17 protein-coding genes and 1 other RNA gene are annotated in these 16270 nt (G+C 50.3%); 12 read left to right on the forward strand and 6 right to left on the reverse strand.

Annotation, left to right across the window (positions count from 1 at the left end; genetic code table 11):
* Positions 1 to 36: 36 nt before the first annotated feature.
* Positions 37 to 711 (reverse strand): ribose-5-phosphate isomerase RpiA, encoded by a 675-nt coding sequence (gene rpiA / locus NNX04_RS16180; RefSeq protein WP_007638459.1) that lies wholly within the window; start codon positions 709 to 711, stop codon positions 37 to 39.
* A 172-nt stretch (positions 712 to 883) separates the two neighbouring features.
* Here rpiA and ilvA point away from each other — a divergent pair, with 172 nt between their 5' ends.
* From ilvA to NNX04_RS16195, 3 genes are all read left to right on the forward strand, one after another.
* On the forward strand, positions 884 to 2398 hold the full coding sequence (gene ilvA / locus NNX04_RS16185; protein ID WP_410004061.1) for a threonine ammonia-lyase, biosynthetic: 1515 nt from the start codon (positions 884 to 886) through the stop codon (positions 2396 to 2398).
* 290 nt (positions 2399 to 2688) lie between these two features.
* A complete protein-coding gene (locus NNX04_RS16190) occupies positions 2689 to 5262 on the forward strand; it encodes a family 20 glycosylhydrolase (RefSeq protein ID WP_261946459.1) in 2574 nt (857 codons plus the stop codon).
* Positions 5263 to 5563: 301 nt separating this feature from the next.
* Positions 5564 to 5686, forward strand: coding sequence for a hypothetical protein (locus NNX04_RS16195; protein ID WP_007638444.1), 123 nt, complete (start codon positions 5564 to 5566; stop codon positions 5684 to 5686).
* A gap of 107 nt (positions 5687 to 5793) precedes the next feature.
* On the opposite strand, the gene NNX04_RS16200 is transcribed toward NNX04_RS16195, so the two are convergent.
* The 4 genes from NNX04_RS16200 to NNX04_RS16215 form a co-directional block, all read right to left on the reverse strand.
* Entirely contained in the window at positions 5794 to 6420 is a 627-nt protein-coding gene (locus NNX04_RS16200; RefSeq protein WP_261946460.1) for a 5-formyltetrahydrofolate cyclo-ligase, read from the reverse strand.
* 51 nt (positions 6421 to 6471) lie between these two features.
* A non-coding RNA gene (gene ssrS / locus NNX04_RS16205) (6S RNA) lies at positions 6472 to 6648 on the reverse strand.
* A 145-nt stretch (positions 6649 to 6793) separates the two neighbouring features.
* A complete protein-coding gene (locus NNX04_RS16210; protein ID WP_078044256.1) occupies positions 6794 to 7096 on the reverse strand; it encodes a cell division protein ZapA in 303 nt (100 codons plus the stop codon).
* A 12-nt stretch (positions 7097 to 7108) separates the two neighbouring features.
* Complete coding sequence (locus NNX04_RS16215; protein WP_007638440.1) at positions 7109 to 7315, reverse strand: TIGR02449 family protein; 207 nt, start codon at positions 7313 to 7315, stop codon at positions 7109 to 7111.
* 231 nt (positions 7316 to 7546) lie between these two features.
* Here NNX04_RS16215 and NNX04_RS16220 point away from each other — a divergent pair, with 231 nt between their 5' ends.
* The 9 genes from NNX04_RS16220 to NNX04_RS16260 all read left to right on the forward strand — a co-directional run bounded on the left by NNX04_RS16220 (position 7547) and on the right by NNX04_RS16260 (position 15697).
* Positions 7547 to 8155 (forward strand): UPF0149 family protein, encoded by a 609-nt coding sequence (locus NNX04_RS16220; protein ID WP_007638438.1) that lies wholly within the window; start codon positions 7547 to 7549, stop codon positions 8153 to 8155.
* Between the two features lie 119 nt (positions 8156 to 8274).
* Positions 8275 to 9588, forward strand: coding sequence for a Xaa-Pro aminopeptidase (pepP, locus tag NNX04_RS16225; protein ID WP_261946461.1), 1314 nt, complete (start codon positions 8275 to 8277; stop codon positions 9586 to 9588).
* Positions 9589 to 9641: 53 nt separating this feature from the next.
* The gene (ubiH, locus tag NNX04_RS16230; protein WP_261946462.1) at positions 9642 to 12176 is read left to right on the forward strand and encodes a 2-octaprenyl-6-methoxyphenyl hydroxylase; all 2535 of its coding nucleotides are present in this window, start codon (positions 9642 to 9644) and stop codon (positions 12174 to 12176) included.
* 36 nt (positions 12177 to 12212) lie between these two features.
* A complete protein-coding gene (locus NNX04_RS16235) occupies positions 12213 to 12734 on the forward strand; it encodes an MgtC/SapB family protein (RefSeq protein ID WP_007638428.1) in 522 nt (173 codons plus the stop codon).
* 36 nt (positions 12735 to 12770) lie between these two features.
* Positions 12771 to 13145, forward strand: a complete 375-nt coding sequence (locus NNX04_RS16240) for a hypothetical protein (RefSeq protein ID WP_151055718.1) — start codon at positions 12771 to 12773, stop codon at positions 13143 to 13145.
* 282 nt (positions 13146 to 13427) lie between these two features.
* Positions 13428 to 13637 (forward strand): cold-shock protein, encoded by a 210-nt coding sequence (locus NNX04_RS16245; RefSeq protein ID WP_039912329.1) that lies wholly within the window; start codon positions 13428 to 13430, stop codon positions 13635 to 13637.
* A gap of 134 nt (positions 13638 to 13771) precedes the next feature.
* Positions 13772 to 14089: a DUF3301 domain-containing protein gene (locus NNX04_RS16250; RefSeq protein WP_261946463.1), complete on the forward strand. Its 318-nt coding sequence runs from the start codon at positions 13772 to 13774 to the stop codon at positions 14087 to 14089.
* 33 nt (positions 14090 to 14122) lie between these two features.
* On the forward strand, positions 14123 to 14692 hold the full coding sequence (locus NNX04_RS16255) for an NUDIX domain-containing protein (protein ID WP_007638414.1): 570 nt from the start codon (positions 14123 to 14125) through the stop codon (positions 14690 to 14692).
* Positions 14693 to 14854: 162 nt separating this feature from the next.
* Complete coding sequence (locus tag NNX04_RS16260; RefSeq protein WP_261946464.1) at positions 14855 to 15697, forward strand: hypothetical protein; 843 nt, start codon at positions 14855 to 14857, stop codon at positions 15695 to 15697.
* A gap of 58 nt (positions 15698 to 15755) precedes the next feature.
* Here the strand turns inward: NNX04_RS16260 and NNX04_RS16265 are convergent, their stop codons facing one another.
* Positions 15756 to 16205: a carboxymuconolactone decarboxylase family protein gene (locus NNX04_RS16265; RefSeq protein ID WP_225318547.1), complete on the reverse strand. Its 450-nt coding sequence runs from the start codon at positions 16203 to 16205 to the stop codon at positions 15756 to 15758.
* Between the last annotated feature and the right edge of the window lie 65 nt (positions 16206 to 16270).

A 16270-nucleotide genomic window follows, 5' to 3' on the forward strand; every position in this document is an offset into this window, starting at 1 on the left:
CGCCAGCGAGACGAGGCGCGTTTGGGGAGGCAATACTTAGCGTGGCAGGATGGTTTTTACGCCGTCGTTGGTGCCCAGCAGCAACACATCGGCGCCCTTGGCGGCAAACAGGCCGTTGGTGACAACGCCAGTAATCTGGTTGATGGCCGTTTCCAATCCCACCGGGTCGATGATCTGCAAATTGTGCACATCCAGAATCACATTGCCGTTGTCGGTAACTACGCCGTCGCGATAGACCGGTGCGCCGCCCAGTTTTACCAGTTCGCGGGCGACATAAGAGCGCGCCATGGGGATCACCTCTACCGGCAGCGGAAACTTGCCCAGCACATCCACCCATTTGCTTTCGTCGGCGATACACACAAATTCTTTGGATATGGCGCGCACAATTTTTTCACGGGTAAGCGCGGCACCGCCGCCTTTGATCAAGTGCAAATAGGCGTTGCTCTCATCGGCGCCATCCACATACACCACCAGCTCACTCACCGAGTTGCAGTCCAATACCTCGATGCCGAGTTTTTGCAGGCGCGCAGCCGATGCGTCAGAGCTGGCAACCGCACCGGCAAAATGGTCGCGGATTTCACCCAGGTAATCGATAAAAAAATTGGCGGTAGAGCCAGTGCCGACGCCGATAATCGAATCGCTGAATAATTTGGGTTTGATGTATGCAATTGCGGCGCGCGCCACGGCTTGTTTGAGTTGGTCTTGGGTCATGGTGATCTCTATCTGGGGGTCAGGCTAGTCGTGAAATTCGGGAGTGTGAGTCAAAAACTTGCCACATTATACGGATTTTCGCCGTGCCAGCGGCGGCTAAATTGTTTACACTGCGGCGACTTTTTTATTCGTCGGCTTATCAGTCCACTCACTCGCGAACGCCAGAATTCCCATGCCTGAAACCTATATAAAACGTATTCTCAACGCCCGCATCTACGACCTTGCAGTGGAAACACCACTCGATGAAGCGCGCCTGCTCTCCGCGCGCACCGGCAATAAAGTGCTGCTGAAACGCGAAGATTTGCAGCCCGTTTTTTCATTCAAGTTGCGCGGCGCTTATAACAAGTTGCTGCAGCTCACCGAAGAGGAGCGCAATCGCGGCGTGATTTGCGCCTCGGCCGGTAACCACGCCCAAGGTGTAGCGCTCGGTTCACAACACCTCGGTATCAAAGCCACGATTGTGATGCCGCGTACCACGCCGGCGATTAAGGTAGATGCCGTGCGTGCGCGCGGCGCCAAAGTCGTATTGCACGGTGACAGTTATGACGAAGCCTCGGCCCACGCCAAAAAGCTGGTGGAAGAAAAAGGCCTGACCTACGTGCACCCCTTTGATGACCCGGATGTGATCGCCGGTCAGGGCACCATCGCGATGGAAATCCTGCGTCAGTATCCCGGTAAAATCGATGCGATATTTATCGCCGTTGGCGGCGGTGGTTTGGCGGCCGGTATTTCTGCCTACATGAAATATGTGCGCCCCGAGATCAAAATTATTGCGGTGGAATCGGAAGAGTCCGCCTGTTTAAAAGCCGCGCTGGAAAAGAAAAAGCGTGTGGTACTGCCGCAAGTGGGCATTTTTGCCGACGGCATCGCGGTGGCGCAAATCGGCGAGGAGACCTTCCGGGTACTGCGCAAAACAGTCGATGAATGCATTACCGTGAATAACGATGAAATCTGCGCAGGCATCAAAGATATTTTTGAGGATACCCGCTCCATCGCCGAGCCGGCGGGCGCAACCGGTATTGCCGGGCTGAAAAAGTATGTGGCCGAACACGGCATTACCGGTCAAACCCTGATTGCCATCGACTGCGGCGCCAATATCAATTTTGATCGCCTGCGTTATATCAGCGAGCGCACCGAAATTGGCGAACAGCGCGAAGCGATTCTGGCGGTGACTATTCCCGAGCGCCCGGGTGCTTACAAAGAGTTCTGCAAGGCACTCGGCAAACGCAATATCACCGAATTTAACTACCGCTACGCCGATGCCCAAGCCGCGCGCATTTTTGTGGGCGTGCAAGTGGCGGCGGGTGGTAAGGATCGTGCGGATCTGGTCACTGAATTAAAAAATCAGGGTTACGATTTGGTGGACATGACCGAAAACGAATTGGCGAAATTACATATTCGCCACTTGGTTGGCGGCCACGCACCACAAGCCACCGACGAAGTGCTCTACCGCTTTGAATTCCCGGAGCGCCCGGGTGCACTCATGACCTTCTTAAACAAAGTCGCCGGTCGCTGGAATATTTCCCTGTTCCACTACCGCAACCACGGCTCCGCCTCCGCGCGGGTGTTGGTTGGCATGCAAGTGCCGAAAAAAGACTACGCCGAACTGAAAGTGTTTTTGAATGAGCTCAACTATCCCTATTGGGATGAAACCAAAAACGAAGCTTACAAGTTCTTTTTGGGGTGATTTTCCTCCTTGCTCGTCTGCAAAGGGCGCTTCGGCGCCCTTTGCTATTTCTGCCTTTTGATCTTTCGCTGTTTGATCTTTGTCCCCGCCAAAAGCTTAATTAATCGCCCACAGGGTTAATTTATGTTCAGAAAGTGGCGCGTGGCGGATTTTGGTGTAAGCTGGACAACGTTGTCAGGTGGCAAGTTAAAATAATTGCTGATTGCAAATAATCAGTGGCCGCCAATAAACAGTAAACGCCAACAATCCTAAAGGCCCAATTTCATTTCCAGCAGGTGGGAGTTCCAATAATGAGTGTATCCGGTCAAGTGTGGCGGTCGGGCCTTGTGGCCCTGGTGATGGCAGCAGGGTTTGTGCCCCTGGCGCAAGCAGCGAATTTGAGTCAGCAACAGCTAACTGGCTTTGCCAGCAATGCGAAATTGGAGTTTGCGGCAGTATCCAATTTGGGCGCCAAACCGGAAGCGCGGGTGACTCTCACCAATGACTCGTCGGTGGCGCTGCCTGCCGGTGCTGGTGATTGGCGTATTTATATCCATTCGGTGCGTAAACTCGATAGCACTCAAGTAGAGGGTTTGAGTCTGCGTCACGTGCAGGGCGATTTGCATGAAATCGCACCCACGGCGGCGTTTAAAGGTTTGGCGACGGGAGCATCTATTGCCATTCCCTATACCGCCAGCGCGCATTTGGTGAGCTACAGCGATTTTATGCCGCGTGCGTTTATCGCCCAGCCTGGCTTGAAGGCGGAAGTATTTGCCAATACCGATACCGAAAACCTGAGTGAATTTGTTGCCCCTTTTGCGACTCGCGAGCAGCAGTTGCGCAGTGCTAATGATCAGTATGCGATTGCGACAGCGGCGAGCCGCTATCAGGACAATGTGGCGGTTAACCGCATTGCCACGCTGGATGCGGGTGCGAAAATTATTCCTACACCCGCGCAAATTAAGTACCGCAGCAGCACTGCAACACTCGATGGCAGTTGGCAAATCAGTTTTGCCGGGCGATTGGCGGGCGAGGCCAAGTATTTGGCCGACCAACTCAAAGCCTATGGGGTGACGCTGAATGCCAGCGCCGATCACATCAAACTCAGCGGCAAGTTAATCGAATTGCGCGTTGATGCAACAACGGCCAAACCCGAGGGCTACAGCCTGACTATCGCGGCCGACAAAATCACCATCGTCGGCGGTGACAATGCCGGTGCCTTTTATGGCATTCAAAGTGTGTTGAGTTTACTGCCCGCGCAAACGGCCAGCAGTTATGCGCTGCCGCAGCTCAGTGCGAGCGACGCGCCACGGTTTAACTGGCGCGGTATGCACTACGACATGGCGCGCAATTTTCACGGTAAGGAGGTCACGCTGCGTTTAATCGAGCAGATGGCGCGCTACAAACTGAACAAGTTGCACCTGCATTTAACGGAGGATGAGGGTTGGCGTTTGCAAATCCCCGGTCTGCCGGAGTTGACGGATATCGGCGGTAAGCGTTGTTTCGATCTCACCGAGCAGTCCTGTTTACTCACCCAATTGGGCACAGGCCCGCACACCAGCGGTTCGGGTAACGGTTACTACACCACCGAGGATTTTATCGAAATCCTCAAGTTTGCCAGCGCGCGTCACATTGAAGTGATCCCCGAAATTGATATGCCTGGTCACGCCCGCGCGGCGGTGAAAGCGATGGAAGCGCGCTATAACAAACTGCTGAAAGCGGGTGACAAAATTGCCGCCGAACAGTATTTGTTATCCGATCCACTGGATAAATCCCAATACATGACGGTGCAAAACTACACCGACAACTCCATCAACGTGTGTTTGCCCTCCACTTATACGTTTGTTGATAAGGTGATTTACGAACTGCAGCAAATGTACCGCAAAGCTGGAACTAAACTGGTGACTTTCCATATGGGTGGGGATGAAGTGGGCGCCGGTTCCTGGGCGGCATCACCGGCTTGCGCCGCGTTGTTTGCCAAGGGCGAGCAGGGTGTGGCCGGGGTTGCTGACCTCAAGCCTTATTTTGTCAGCAAGCTGGCAGCGATTACCAATACTCGCGGTCTGGCGCTGGCGGGCTGGGAAGATGGTTTGATGTACGACGCCACCAATACCTTCAATCGCAGCCAGTTTGCTAATAAAACCGTGATGGCAAATGCCTGGGACAATATTTGGGAGTGGGGTGTGGCTGATCGCGCCTATCGCTTGGCAAATGCGGGTTACGAAGTGATTTTGTCACCCGGCACCCACCTGTATTTTGATCACCCCTACGAAGCCAACCCCGAAGAGCGAGGTTACTACTGGGCGACCCGTTACAGCAGCACCGAAAAAGTGTTTGGTTTTATGCCCGACAACCTTTACGCCAACGCCGACAAAACCCGCATGGGCGAACCTATCGAAAACCTGGAGGCGCTCGTTGGTCGCGCCCTGCCAGGGTTGGAAAAGCCGGAAAATCTGCGCGGTATTCAAGGCCAGCTATGGAGTGAAACAGTGCGCACCGGCGCACAATTTGAGCAGATGATCTACCCGCGGGTGATGAGCTTGGCTGAACGCGCCTGGCATAAAGCCAGTTGGGAGGGGGATAAACCGGATGCCCGCGCTCGCCAACAGGATTGGGCTGATTTCGCCCTCCAGCTCAGTCGCAAAGAGCTGCCTAAATTGGCGGCGACCGGTGCCGACTTCTACTTGCCACCACCAGGTGCTGTAATCGAAAACGGCCAGCTGCTGGCAAACAGCTCGCTGCCCGGTTTGGCGCTTGAAGTCAGTCTGGATCAAGGCAAGAGCTGGGTTGTATTCACTGGTGCATTGGCAGTCACAAACGGGCCTGTATTGGTGCGCAGCTGTTTGGGCGATACTGCCAGCCGTGTGGTTAGGGTCAGCCCATAAAGGCAATAACTGACATTTATTGACCATTTACAATGAGTGCAGGGACGCGCAACAAAGTCGCTCATTCCAGCTTTTTGTGCGCGTGTTCAAGCTTGATGGGCGATTTTCCAGTATTTTTTGCAGTAAATATTCAAATGTGTGCGCGTTATGGCGTTTTTGAAGGTTCGGACAGTTTGATTATTCTAAAAAATTGCCTATTATTTGATCGCGCCATAGCTTTTTAGCTGTAATGTGGTTGGCATAAAAACTGCTGTTTTAATTCCGTGTTCCATTGAAGACAATAACGCGCAAGGCTACCACCATGAAAGTTGATGTTCTCTCCGCCGTAACCGTGATTTTTTGCGTAGGAGTGTGCATTACCCTGTTGGATTTAGGTGCTTTAGTTTCTTTTGCTGAAGCGGCTGTTGAATCTGTGTCTGAGTAATTGCTCAAGCCCTTAAGGGCGAGAAGGATTTGTACCCACTACTCCCGCTTCGGCGGGAGTAGTGCTTTCTGGGGAAGTGAAAATGGTGTCTCCGTAGATTGGAAGACTTAGGGTTTGACCGCTAACATCCCCGTTTCCGTCGCTATCGCAAACAGGGGAATATCCCAGCTATCCTTGGGCAGTGCATCAACCTGTTGGCAGCTGTGCGCAAGGCCAATCAAATAGGGTCTGCCGGCGGGCTTTTTATGTTTGAACGCAAAGGTGGTGTCGTAAAAACCGCCGCCCATGCCCAAACGTGCCCCGCTGGAATCAAAACCAACCAGCGGCATCAGCACCACATCCAATAAATTGGCTGGCAGGCGATGTTCGCGGCGATGATCCGGCTCGGCGATGCCATAGCGGTTCGGACTTAGAGCTGTGTTTGCCGAAAATTCCACGAACCACAAATCCTTACTTTTACCGGGGCGCAATACGGGCAGGTAGGTATGTTTTTCCATCTTCCACAGCTGTTGCGCAATTAACGCAGGGTCAATTTCGCCATCGTTGGCGATATAGAGTGCAATATGCTGCGCGCGCATAAATTGCGGCAGTTTCATCAGGTGGCGCAGTAATAATAAGGCCGCATGTTGCTGTTGTGCGGGCGTCAAGGCACGGCGGCGAGCGCGCAGTTCATGGCGCAATTGTTGTTTGTAGTCGCGTTGATCAGCAGCGGTGGGAGTTAACGCATCGGCCATAAGCAGCCTTAGATAATAAGCGGTCAGTTCAACTACCGCAGGGAAGAAATAAGAGACCCCGAAATGCCGCTACCAAGCTGGCCTTGAACCCATAGGTTCAAGGAGGTAGTACCTGTGGTTTTTAAGGCTTTCCGTCAGGCGGACATGCACACCAAACACAACGAGACACCACCAGTTTTGTGGAAATCGGCTCAAGGACTTGTCGGTTTGCAAACATTCCAGGGCGTGGCGCCAGTATAACCCAAGGTTACTGGCCTTCCGCAAATGAATTTATGCTTGGGTTGTGGCGGCGGTTAGGAAATATTCGTCTTAAACGCCGCTGGTAAATGTGAGGGAAATAAGCATTGGATCAGATTTAATACAAACTGGTTTTTTAACCGGCGTTGTGGTTCAAGGCGCGATCCAATTTGTCATTCAACCGCAGCAAATCGCTTTGGCTGGCGGCACTGCCACCGGCATGGCTGGCATTTTTGGCCTGCAATAATTCGTGGCTCAGGTTGAGTGCCGCCATCACCGCAATACGCTCAAGGCCAATCACTGCACCAGTGCCGCGAATCGCTTTCATGCGCTCATCCAGCAATTGGGCGGACTCTACCAGCGCCTGGCGCTCTTCGCGCGGGCAGGCGACTTGATATTCTTTATCGAGGATTTTTACAAAAACAGTTTCGTTGCTCATTGGTGGCCCCGCTTATTCGGCGTCCAGATTACGTAAATGGGTGATCATGGCTTCCACACGGCTGCGGGCCAGTTCATTCTTCTCGATCAGGCGCACGCGCTCGCGCTGCCATTCACTTTCGCGCGCTTTAAGCTCGGCGTTTTCTTGCTGCAGGCGATTGCATTGCAGAATCAGCTTGTCCAGCTTGGTTTCAAGGGCGAGTAAAAGATCGTCAGACATGATAATAATTAACCAATAAATAGCGCAGGTCGCCCACTATATTGTGCGTCCGGCATGGGGTCAATCATGGTGCGCAAGTTAATGTAAATTCGAGAAGTTGGTTGTTATTAAATGATTAACCAATAAGTTTTACTTGAGCTGAATCAATAGCAGGATTTGCTCTATAAAAAGTTTGCGCAGGCGTCATGGGCAATCGTGATAGCATTCATTTACTGTCTACGAGAGGCCGATATGACCGAACACACATCCCCCGAACAACTGCTTAGCCCCCTGAATTTTGACGATCTCGCCAACCTGCTGGCACCCCTTGGAACCCTCAATAGCCCTTCTGAATTGCACGGTCTGCTGTGTGGAAAATTGGCTGGCGGGGCCCAGTTGAGCGAAATTAACTGGCTGTTGGATGCCGTAGAGTTTTTGGATTTTGTTGCTGCGCCCGACGAATCCGTACGTATTGCCTTGAGTAAGTTGTATCACAACACCTGCAGCGAATTGCAGGGTGAGTTCAGCCTCAAGTTGATGTTGCCGGAAGATGATTCACTGCTGGGTGAGCGCGTCCGTGCCTTGGGTGAATGGTGTCACGGTTTCCTTACCGGTTTTGGCAGTGTGGACCATCAGGGTAAGCGCACGATTGACGAAGAATCCGCCGAAATGTTGCAAGACATCGCCAACATAGTGCAAATCCAGGTGGATGATGAAGAGGACGAACCGAGCGCAGAAGCCGACTATATGGAAGTGACCGAATATGTGCGCGTGGTAGTCAGTAGTTTGTATCTGGAATTTGCCGCCAAGGAATTAGCCGCGCCTACTGTCAGCGCGCCTGCTTCAGATACATTGCACTAAGCTTTTTATAAGCGCGGATTTTTACAGGAACGTTTTTTTAGGCGAACCGCTTTTTTACCAAAATTGTTTTGTACAAGAATTGCTTTTTGCGAGAACTTTCATTTTTTGCGAGAACGTCCATGAGAATTAGTAAAACCGAATTCGCCCGCCGCCGCAAACAACTGATGGCGATGATGGAACCCAATTCCATCGCCATAGTGCCCGCCGCGCCTGAGCGCACGCGCAGCCGCGATACTGAGCATCACTACCGGCAGGACAGCGATTTTTTATATCTGTCCGGTTTTGAAGAGCCGAGCGCAGTGCTGGTATTAATTCCCGGGCGCGAACACGGTGAGTTTGTATTGTTTGTCCGCGAGCGCAATCGCGAACGCGAAATTTGGGACGGTTATCGCGCTGGCCCCGAAGGTGCGTGCAGCGAATTCGATGCCGACGATGCATTCCCCATCGATGATATAGACGATATTTTGCCGGGTTTACTGGAAGGTAAACAGCGCGTGTATTACGCCATGGGTAAAGACAGCGAATTTGATAAACATGTGATGGATTGGGTAAATACCATTCGTGCGAAAGTTCGCTCCGGCGCGACACCGCCCGGTGAGTTTTTGGATTTAAGTCACTTCCTCAATGAATTGCGTTTATTCAAAAGTGCCGCTGAATTGCGTGTGATGAAAGAAGCCGGTGAAATTTCCGCGCGCGCCCATGTGCGTGCAATGAAAGCGAGTAAGGCCGGGGTGATGGAATATCAATTGGAAGCTGAAATTCTGCACGAATTCCAAATGAGCGGCGCGCGTTTTCCGGCGTACAACACTATCGTGGGCGGTGGAAAAAACGGCTGTATTTTGCATTACATTGAAAATTCCGCACCGCTTAAAAATGGCGATTTGGTATTGATCGACGCTGGCTGTGAATTGGATTATTACGCCGCTGATATCACCCGTACCTTTCCAGTCAATGGAAAATTTTCTCCCGAACAAAAAGCCTTGTATGAAATTTGCCTGCAAGCCCAGCTTGACGCCATCGCCATGTGTAAACCGGGTAACCACTGGAATGATCCACACGAGGCTACAGTGCGGGTAATTACCGAAGGTTTGGTGAAAATTGGTTTGCTGGAAGGCGATGTGAACGAATTAATTAAAAGCGAAGCTTACAAAGAATTCTATATGCACCGCGCCGGTCACTGGTTGGGTATGGATGTGCACGACGTGGGCGATTACAAAGTTGGTGGTGAATGGCGTGTGCTCGAGCCGGGCATGGTACTCACCGTAGAGCCAGGTATTTACGTCGCCCCCGATAACGAACGCGTCGCTAAAAAATGGCGCGGCATCGGCATCCGCATTGAAGACGATGTGGTGATCACCAAAGATGGCAATGAAGTACTCACTAAAGATGTGCCCAAAACCGTTGTAGAAATTGAAGCGTTAATGGCCGTGTAAAAACATTCTCGCACCCAAGCGTTGCCTGGGTGCGCTCAACGCAGGTCAACCTCATGACCCATACCCTCGAATTTGATATCGCCATTATCGGCGGCGGCATGGTGGGCACCAGTCTCGCCAGTTTACTTGCTGCTAGCCAGCCGCAATTGCGTATTGCTCTGATCGAAGCCCAGCCATTTGCGCGGGCAGATGAAATGCATTTTCAACCCAGTTTTGATGCGCGCTCTACCGCCTTGTCCTACGGCACTGCGAATATTTTACGCGAGCTGGGCTTGTGGGATTTATTGCAGCAACACATCACGCCGATTGCGCAGGTGCATGTGTCGGATCGCGGGCATTTTCTTGGTGGTGTGATTGATGCAAAAGAAAATAATCTCGATGCCGTCGGTTATGTGATTGAAAATGCGTGGCTGGGTAATGTGTTGCTCGGGCATTTGCAGGTGCAAAATAATATTCAGTGTTTTGCTTCATCTGCAGTGACATCACTAACACCGCAACAGGATTGTGCGCTGCTGAGTGTTAAAACTGACGCACAAGAATTTTTAATTAAAACCTCACTGGCAGTTATTGCTGATGGCGGTGATTCACCACTGCGTGCCGCGCTTGGCATAGGCACGCAAACACGGGCGTATGGACAAACCGCCATTATCACCAATGTCGAATTCTCCGAGCCGCATTGTGGCGTGGCCTACGAGCGTTTTACTGCCGATGGCCCGGTTGCATTATTACCTCTGGGTGAATCAAATAATGCGCAGCAATCTGCATTAGTGTGGACTTTACCAGCAGCGCAGGCCGATGAAATTCTTAATTTAAACGATGCTGAGTTTTTGGTGCGCTTGCAGGAGCGTTTTGGTTTTCGCGTGGGCCGTTTTACACGGGTCGCCAAACGTTTTGCTTATCCACTGCAGCTGGTTTTAGCCGAAGAACAAATTCGCTCACATCTGGTATTGCTTGGTAATGCTGCGCATTTTTTACATCCAGTCGCAGGACAGGGTTTCAATTTGGCGCTGCGCGATTGTGTTTGTTTAGTGGAAACCCTGCGCGAGGCGATTGCAAATAATCAAGCCGTGGGCGATTTGGCAGTTCTGCAAATTTATTTGGATAAACAATTGCTGGATCAGCAAATTACCATAGAATTTAGCGATAAATTGGTGCGCTTGTTTTCCAGTGATCAGCTGCCATTAATTGCCATGCGACACCTCGGCTTGTTAAGTCTTGAATCTATTCCACTCATTAAAAACCAATTTATCGCGCAGACTATGGGTACTGCAGGCCGTCAATTTCGCTGGAAGTTGGATGATGCCAGCCCTGCAGAATCGAGCGATACAAAAAAACTGGATTCCCGCGTGCGCGGGAATGCCGATAAGTCAATCAATAGCATCGATTACGATGTAATTATCGTCGGTGCTGGTTTGGTGGGCGCATCACTCGCCTGTGCGATTGCCCAAACGAATGCCGCGCAGAATTTGCGTATCGCTGTGATTGAGGCGAGTAGTGAAGTGCAACATTTTTCCGGTGAAAATTTTGATCCGCGGGTGGTTGCGCTCACACACGCATCGCAACAATTATTAACCGATATTGGTTGTTGGCATGACATTGTCGTGCAGCGAGTGTGTGCTTACCGCGAAATGAAAGTGTGGGATGGTGAAGGCACGGCAGCAATCGAATTTGATTGCGCCGAAGTGCAAAAAAATCATCTTGGGCATATCGTAGAAAATTCAGTAATTGTTAATCAACTGCGTGAACGCATGGCACAGTTGTCGAATATCCAGTTGATTCAACCCGTAACGGTGATGGATGTTATTCCGGCGCAGCCTGAATTTCCGCGAGTACGGGTGCAGTTAGATAATGGTAGCGAAATCACCGCGCCCCTATTAATTGCTGCCGACGGTGCCAAATCAAATGTGCGCGACTTGGTGGGGTTTTCCACGCGCGAATGGGATTACGGCCAGCAGGCCATTATTACCACTGTGCGCACTGAGCGGTCGCATCAATTCACCGCGTGGCAACGGTTTATGCACACTGGCCCGCTTGCATTTTTACCTTTGCAGAATAATGGCGATGATCACCAGTGTTCGATTGTGTGGTCGGCGGAAGACGCGGTTGCACAGGAATTAATGGCGTTGGATGACGTCACGTTTTGCGCGCGCCTGACCAGCGCATTTGAAGCGCGCCTCGGACCGGTAATTGCGTGCGATAAACGCTACGCCGTGCCTCTGCGTCAGCGCCATGCGACTAGCTATATTCAACCGGGCATCGCCTTGGTGGGCGATGCTGCCCATAATATCCATCCGCTCGCAGGGCAGGGCGTTAACCTGGGTTTGTTGGATGTGATCGCGCTTGCGCAGGAAATAGAGCGTGCATTGCAGCGCAATATTCCGCTCGCCGATTATTCCATTCTGCGTCGTTACCAACGCCAACGTCTGGCCAGCAATCTCGGCATGATGTCGGCCATGGAAGCCTTCAAACGTTTGTTCGGCAGCCGCGCATTGGCGGTGAATTGGCTGCGCAATACTGGTATGCGTCAGTTAAACTCAGTACCGGCAATCAAAAAAATGATTATCAATGCTGCCTTGGGTGTGTCCTAAGCTGGCTGTCATTGGTATTGATGGGAATTCGTTGTTATGGCTGTAAATTGGAATGAGATTTTTACCGTGGCGCCGTTTGAATGGACGTCCATTGGCACTGCTATTTTGTGTGGCACCATTATTGGAATAGAGCGCCAGTTGCGCGGTAAACCCGTGGGCATTCGCACCTCCTCATTAATTACTCTCGGTACTTATTTATTTATCGCCGCGTCACTTTTTGCATCCTCCCATTTTTCGGGGCCGGAAAAAGTTGTCACCGATCCATCGCGTATTATTGGCCAAGTGATTACCGGTATTGGCTTTTTAGGTGCGGGCGTGATGTTGGCGCGGGACGGATTTGTGCTTGGTGTAACCTCGGCGGCAACTATTTGGGCGTTGGCCTCAATCGGTGTGGTGATTGCCATCGGCTACAACCTGGTGGCGATCAAATTATCCTTAGTGGTGATTGCGGTGTTGGTAGGCGTGGACTTACTGGAGGATTATTCCCAATCCTTTACCCGTGGCGTACACAAAAAATATCAAACCTGGCGCGGTAAGGATAAGCCCAGCTCGGATTGATAAGTGTAAAAAAGTAACACTATTGCGGATACCTTTATGTCAAAAATGCTGATTGTTGCAAACGTATTAAATGTCGTTCTGTTGTTGATATTAATTGCAGCAGTGGCGGGTTTTATTTCCTTCGGTAATCTTTACGGGCTGTTTTTAGCGGCAGTGACGGCGGTGATTGTGTGGGGCGTGTATAAGCACCAGCGCTGGGGTTACTTTGCTGCCGCCGCGTGGGCGCTGGCGTGTTATCAATTGTCCAAACAAGGTTATGAATTTCAGGCAATCAAACGGCAGGTAATGATTTTGGGTTTTAGTTTGATCCCTATTGCACTGTTTTTGCACGAAACCCTGGGTAAAGCTGCCGCTAAATCTGCACAAAATAATGGCAAAAATGACGATACAAATCGCAAAATGCCCGATTAATTGTGTGCCTGTTACACACCATTACAAAAAGTGTCGATAATCGCTAATTTCGCCGATAAGCGCTTGACTCTCTATGTCCAAGTGCTTTAATTTTGAATTGCTACAGATTGAGATCCGCACCAAGACTAGGCTTTTGTAAGACAACCGCTTGCTCAAGACACTTGGACGTACCACGACCTGAGCAATAGCTTTATTTCAAGCTATTTCACTCTGGCTTTTAGTAAAGTCGGTTTTTTTGTTCGGTCAGCTACGCTGACGTTTTAGATGCAAGATGAGGAAACTATGTCAGATCTAGTCTCTGGTGTTGTTAAGTGGTTCAACGATGACAAGGGTTATGGTTTTATTGAGCGTGAAGGTGGTGCAGATGTATTTGTACACTTCCGTGCAATTAACGGCAACGGCCGTAAAACCTTGAAAGAAGGTCAGAAAGTGACTTTCGAAGTGACCCAAGGTCAAAAAGGTCCGCAAGCAGAAAACGTAACTCCTCTCTAAGATGGGTGAGTTTTCAAAAAGGGTGATTGAGTAATCAATCACCCTTTGCTGTTTTTGGTGCAACATTTTTGCGCCAAACCTCCTTCCTTTTCCACACGCAAACGGGGCTCCTGTTGCGTTCGCTGGCTTTTTTCATGTTTGATTTGCAATCCATTCTCTGGCTCACCCTGATTGTTCTTGTGATTTATTACTGGCGCGGTGCGTTGCTGGTAAAAGATCGCGCCTATGCCGCTGCACAAAAACGCTGTGAAGAAATGCAGGTGCAATTGCTCGATGAAACTGTCTATCTGCGACGCTTGTGGTTTAAGCGCAATGACCAAGGCAAGTTGTCGCTCTGGCGCGCATTTTATTTTGAGTTTACGGTCAGTGGTGCTGATCGTTATTTTGGGCGAGTAATTATGCTTGGCGCGCGCATTACGCAGGTCGAGTTGGATGCGCATCGCTTACACTAATTATTTGTCGATTTCATGAATGGGTGTTGTCACATGAGCGAAAAATATCTGAATGAAAAAGTCGGTGGATGGAAAACCAAAAGCACCGCCCTGGTGTATGAAAATCCCTGGATCAGTGTGTCGCACAATGAGGTGATAACGCCTAAAGGAACCGATGGTATTTACGGTGTGGTGCATTTTAAGAATATCGCTATCGGCGTGATACCTATCGATGATGAGGGCAATACCTGGTTGGTAAAACAAAGTCGCTATAGCCTCAATCAATATACGTGGGAAATCCCCGAGGGCGGTTGCCCGCAGGGTGAAAGCCCACTCAATGCCGCCAAGCGTGAATTGGAAGAAGAAGTGGGTATGCAAGCGCACGATTGGCAGCAATTAATGACTATGCATTTATCCAACTCTGTCACCGATGAATTCTGTGTAGTATTTGTTGCGCGGGATTTATTTGCGGGTCAGCAACAGCTGGAGGCAACAGAGGATATTGAAGTAAGAAAATTACCGCTGCGCGACGCGGTAGATATGGTGTTGCGTGGTGAAATTACCGATGGCATTTCGGTGGCGGCTTTGCTGCGGGTTGCACTGACGCCCGGTAGCTATTGTTGATCGTCTTTATACAGCTACATTTGATTGATAGATTAAATAAAATTCTCAGCGTAAAAGTGCCCATCCAGGTTACATTTTTTAACAGATAGTCGCCCAGATCCTGATTAAGGTGAAGAGTGCATCCGTGCGCTACCTGAGGCTTAATTGATTAAGGAAATCCCAATGAAAATTACCCCTATAGTTACGCTATTAATTCTTTTGTGCGCTGCAAAAATGACAAGCGCAAACACCTGCGAAAATAATTTTCTTGCCGAAGGTGATCCACGTAACGGTGCCGAGTTTTCTACGTCCACCACAATTTCTGGTCTTAATTCGGCGAGTGCACTGGGACAGTTACGTGCGATTGCACTTGCTGACGGATTTAAAGTGTTGGGAGAAGAGTCAACAGCCACGCAAGGAACGCTGACCATTGAGCAGAAAAATGGGCGTCACCCGTTTCTAATTTACCTTACTTCGGTCAATAAGGGCGCTGCCGCCGATGTTAGCATTCGGACTAGACTGAATCGGCGCACAGCGGCGAAACCGGAAGATATCCGCAGTGGTATGTGCGGCATGATTGCACGAATCAAGACTGGTGCCGAGGGTGAAAAAATTGCTGCAGCGGCACGTGCGGCGATTGTTCCCGAGCCGCTGGTAGAAATCCAACCACGCTGGTTAGCTAAAGATATTTATCGAATGTCAAAACGTAAAACAACAGAAATGATTACGGCGCACTACAAAGGCAAACGTTATCTGTTGGATGGTACCGTGGGAACACCTTTGGAAAATGATGGCACTATCGAGTTGTGGTACAAAGTGACTATAGATCGCAATAGTATTTTTGAAACCCTCGATACCAAAGAATCCATGTTCTGGCCGCCGATTGTCTGCCGTATGGCGCCCGAAGCTCGCGCTCGGGCAGCAAAATTGCAGGAAGGTGAGTTTGCTAAATTAACAGGTACAGTCGATCACTACTGGCAAGGTAGTCCGAGTAAATTGGTCTTGAAGGATTGTCGTTTCCATTAAGTATTTTGTGTGAATTGATCAAGGCCGCTTTTTTGCGGCCTTTTTTATAAAAATTCAGTTAAATTTTTGGTAAAAAATGAAAACCTACTGCTATACGATTCCAGGCGTTAATCGCCACTATGACGGCCGTCAGGTTTACGATTTCCTCTTCTGAAAATTGCTCGCGCACCAAGGCAAAGTCCTCATCGTGAATATCCTTTTGCGCCAAAAGAGTGAGCGTTTCTGCCCAGCTGAGTGCTGCGCGTTCGCGCGCCGAAAAGAAGGGCACTTCTTTCCATGCCGGCAACACATCCAATCGACTTTGTTTTTCGCCATCCTTGCGCGCTTCGTTGGCGTGCATATGTTGGCAAAAAGCGCAGTTGTTTAATTGTGATGCACGTATTTTTACCAGATGGATTAGTGAATGTTCCAGCTTGCTTGCTGCCGCGTCACCTAAACCAATCAGTGATTGAGCCAGCGCGGGTTGTAGTTTGTAAACTTGTTGGTAGGCGATACGTTCTTTCATCATAAGCTCCTTGGGGTGGGTTGTTGAAGCTATGATGAACTCTGTAAGCAAGAAGGAATTGTATTTTT

Source organism: Cellvibrio sp. QJXJ, from assembly GCF_024452345.1.
Classification (GTDB): Bacteria; Pseudomonadota; Gammaproteobacteria; order Pseudomonadales; family Cellvibrionaceae; genus Cellvibrio.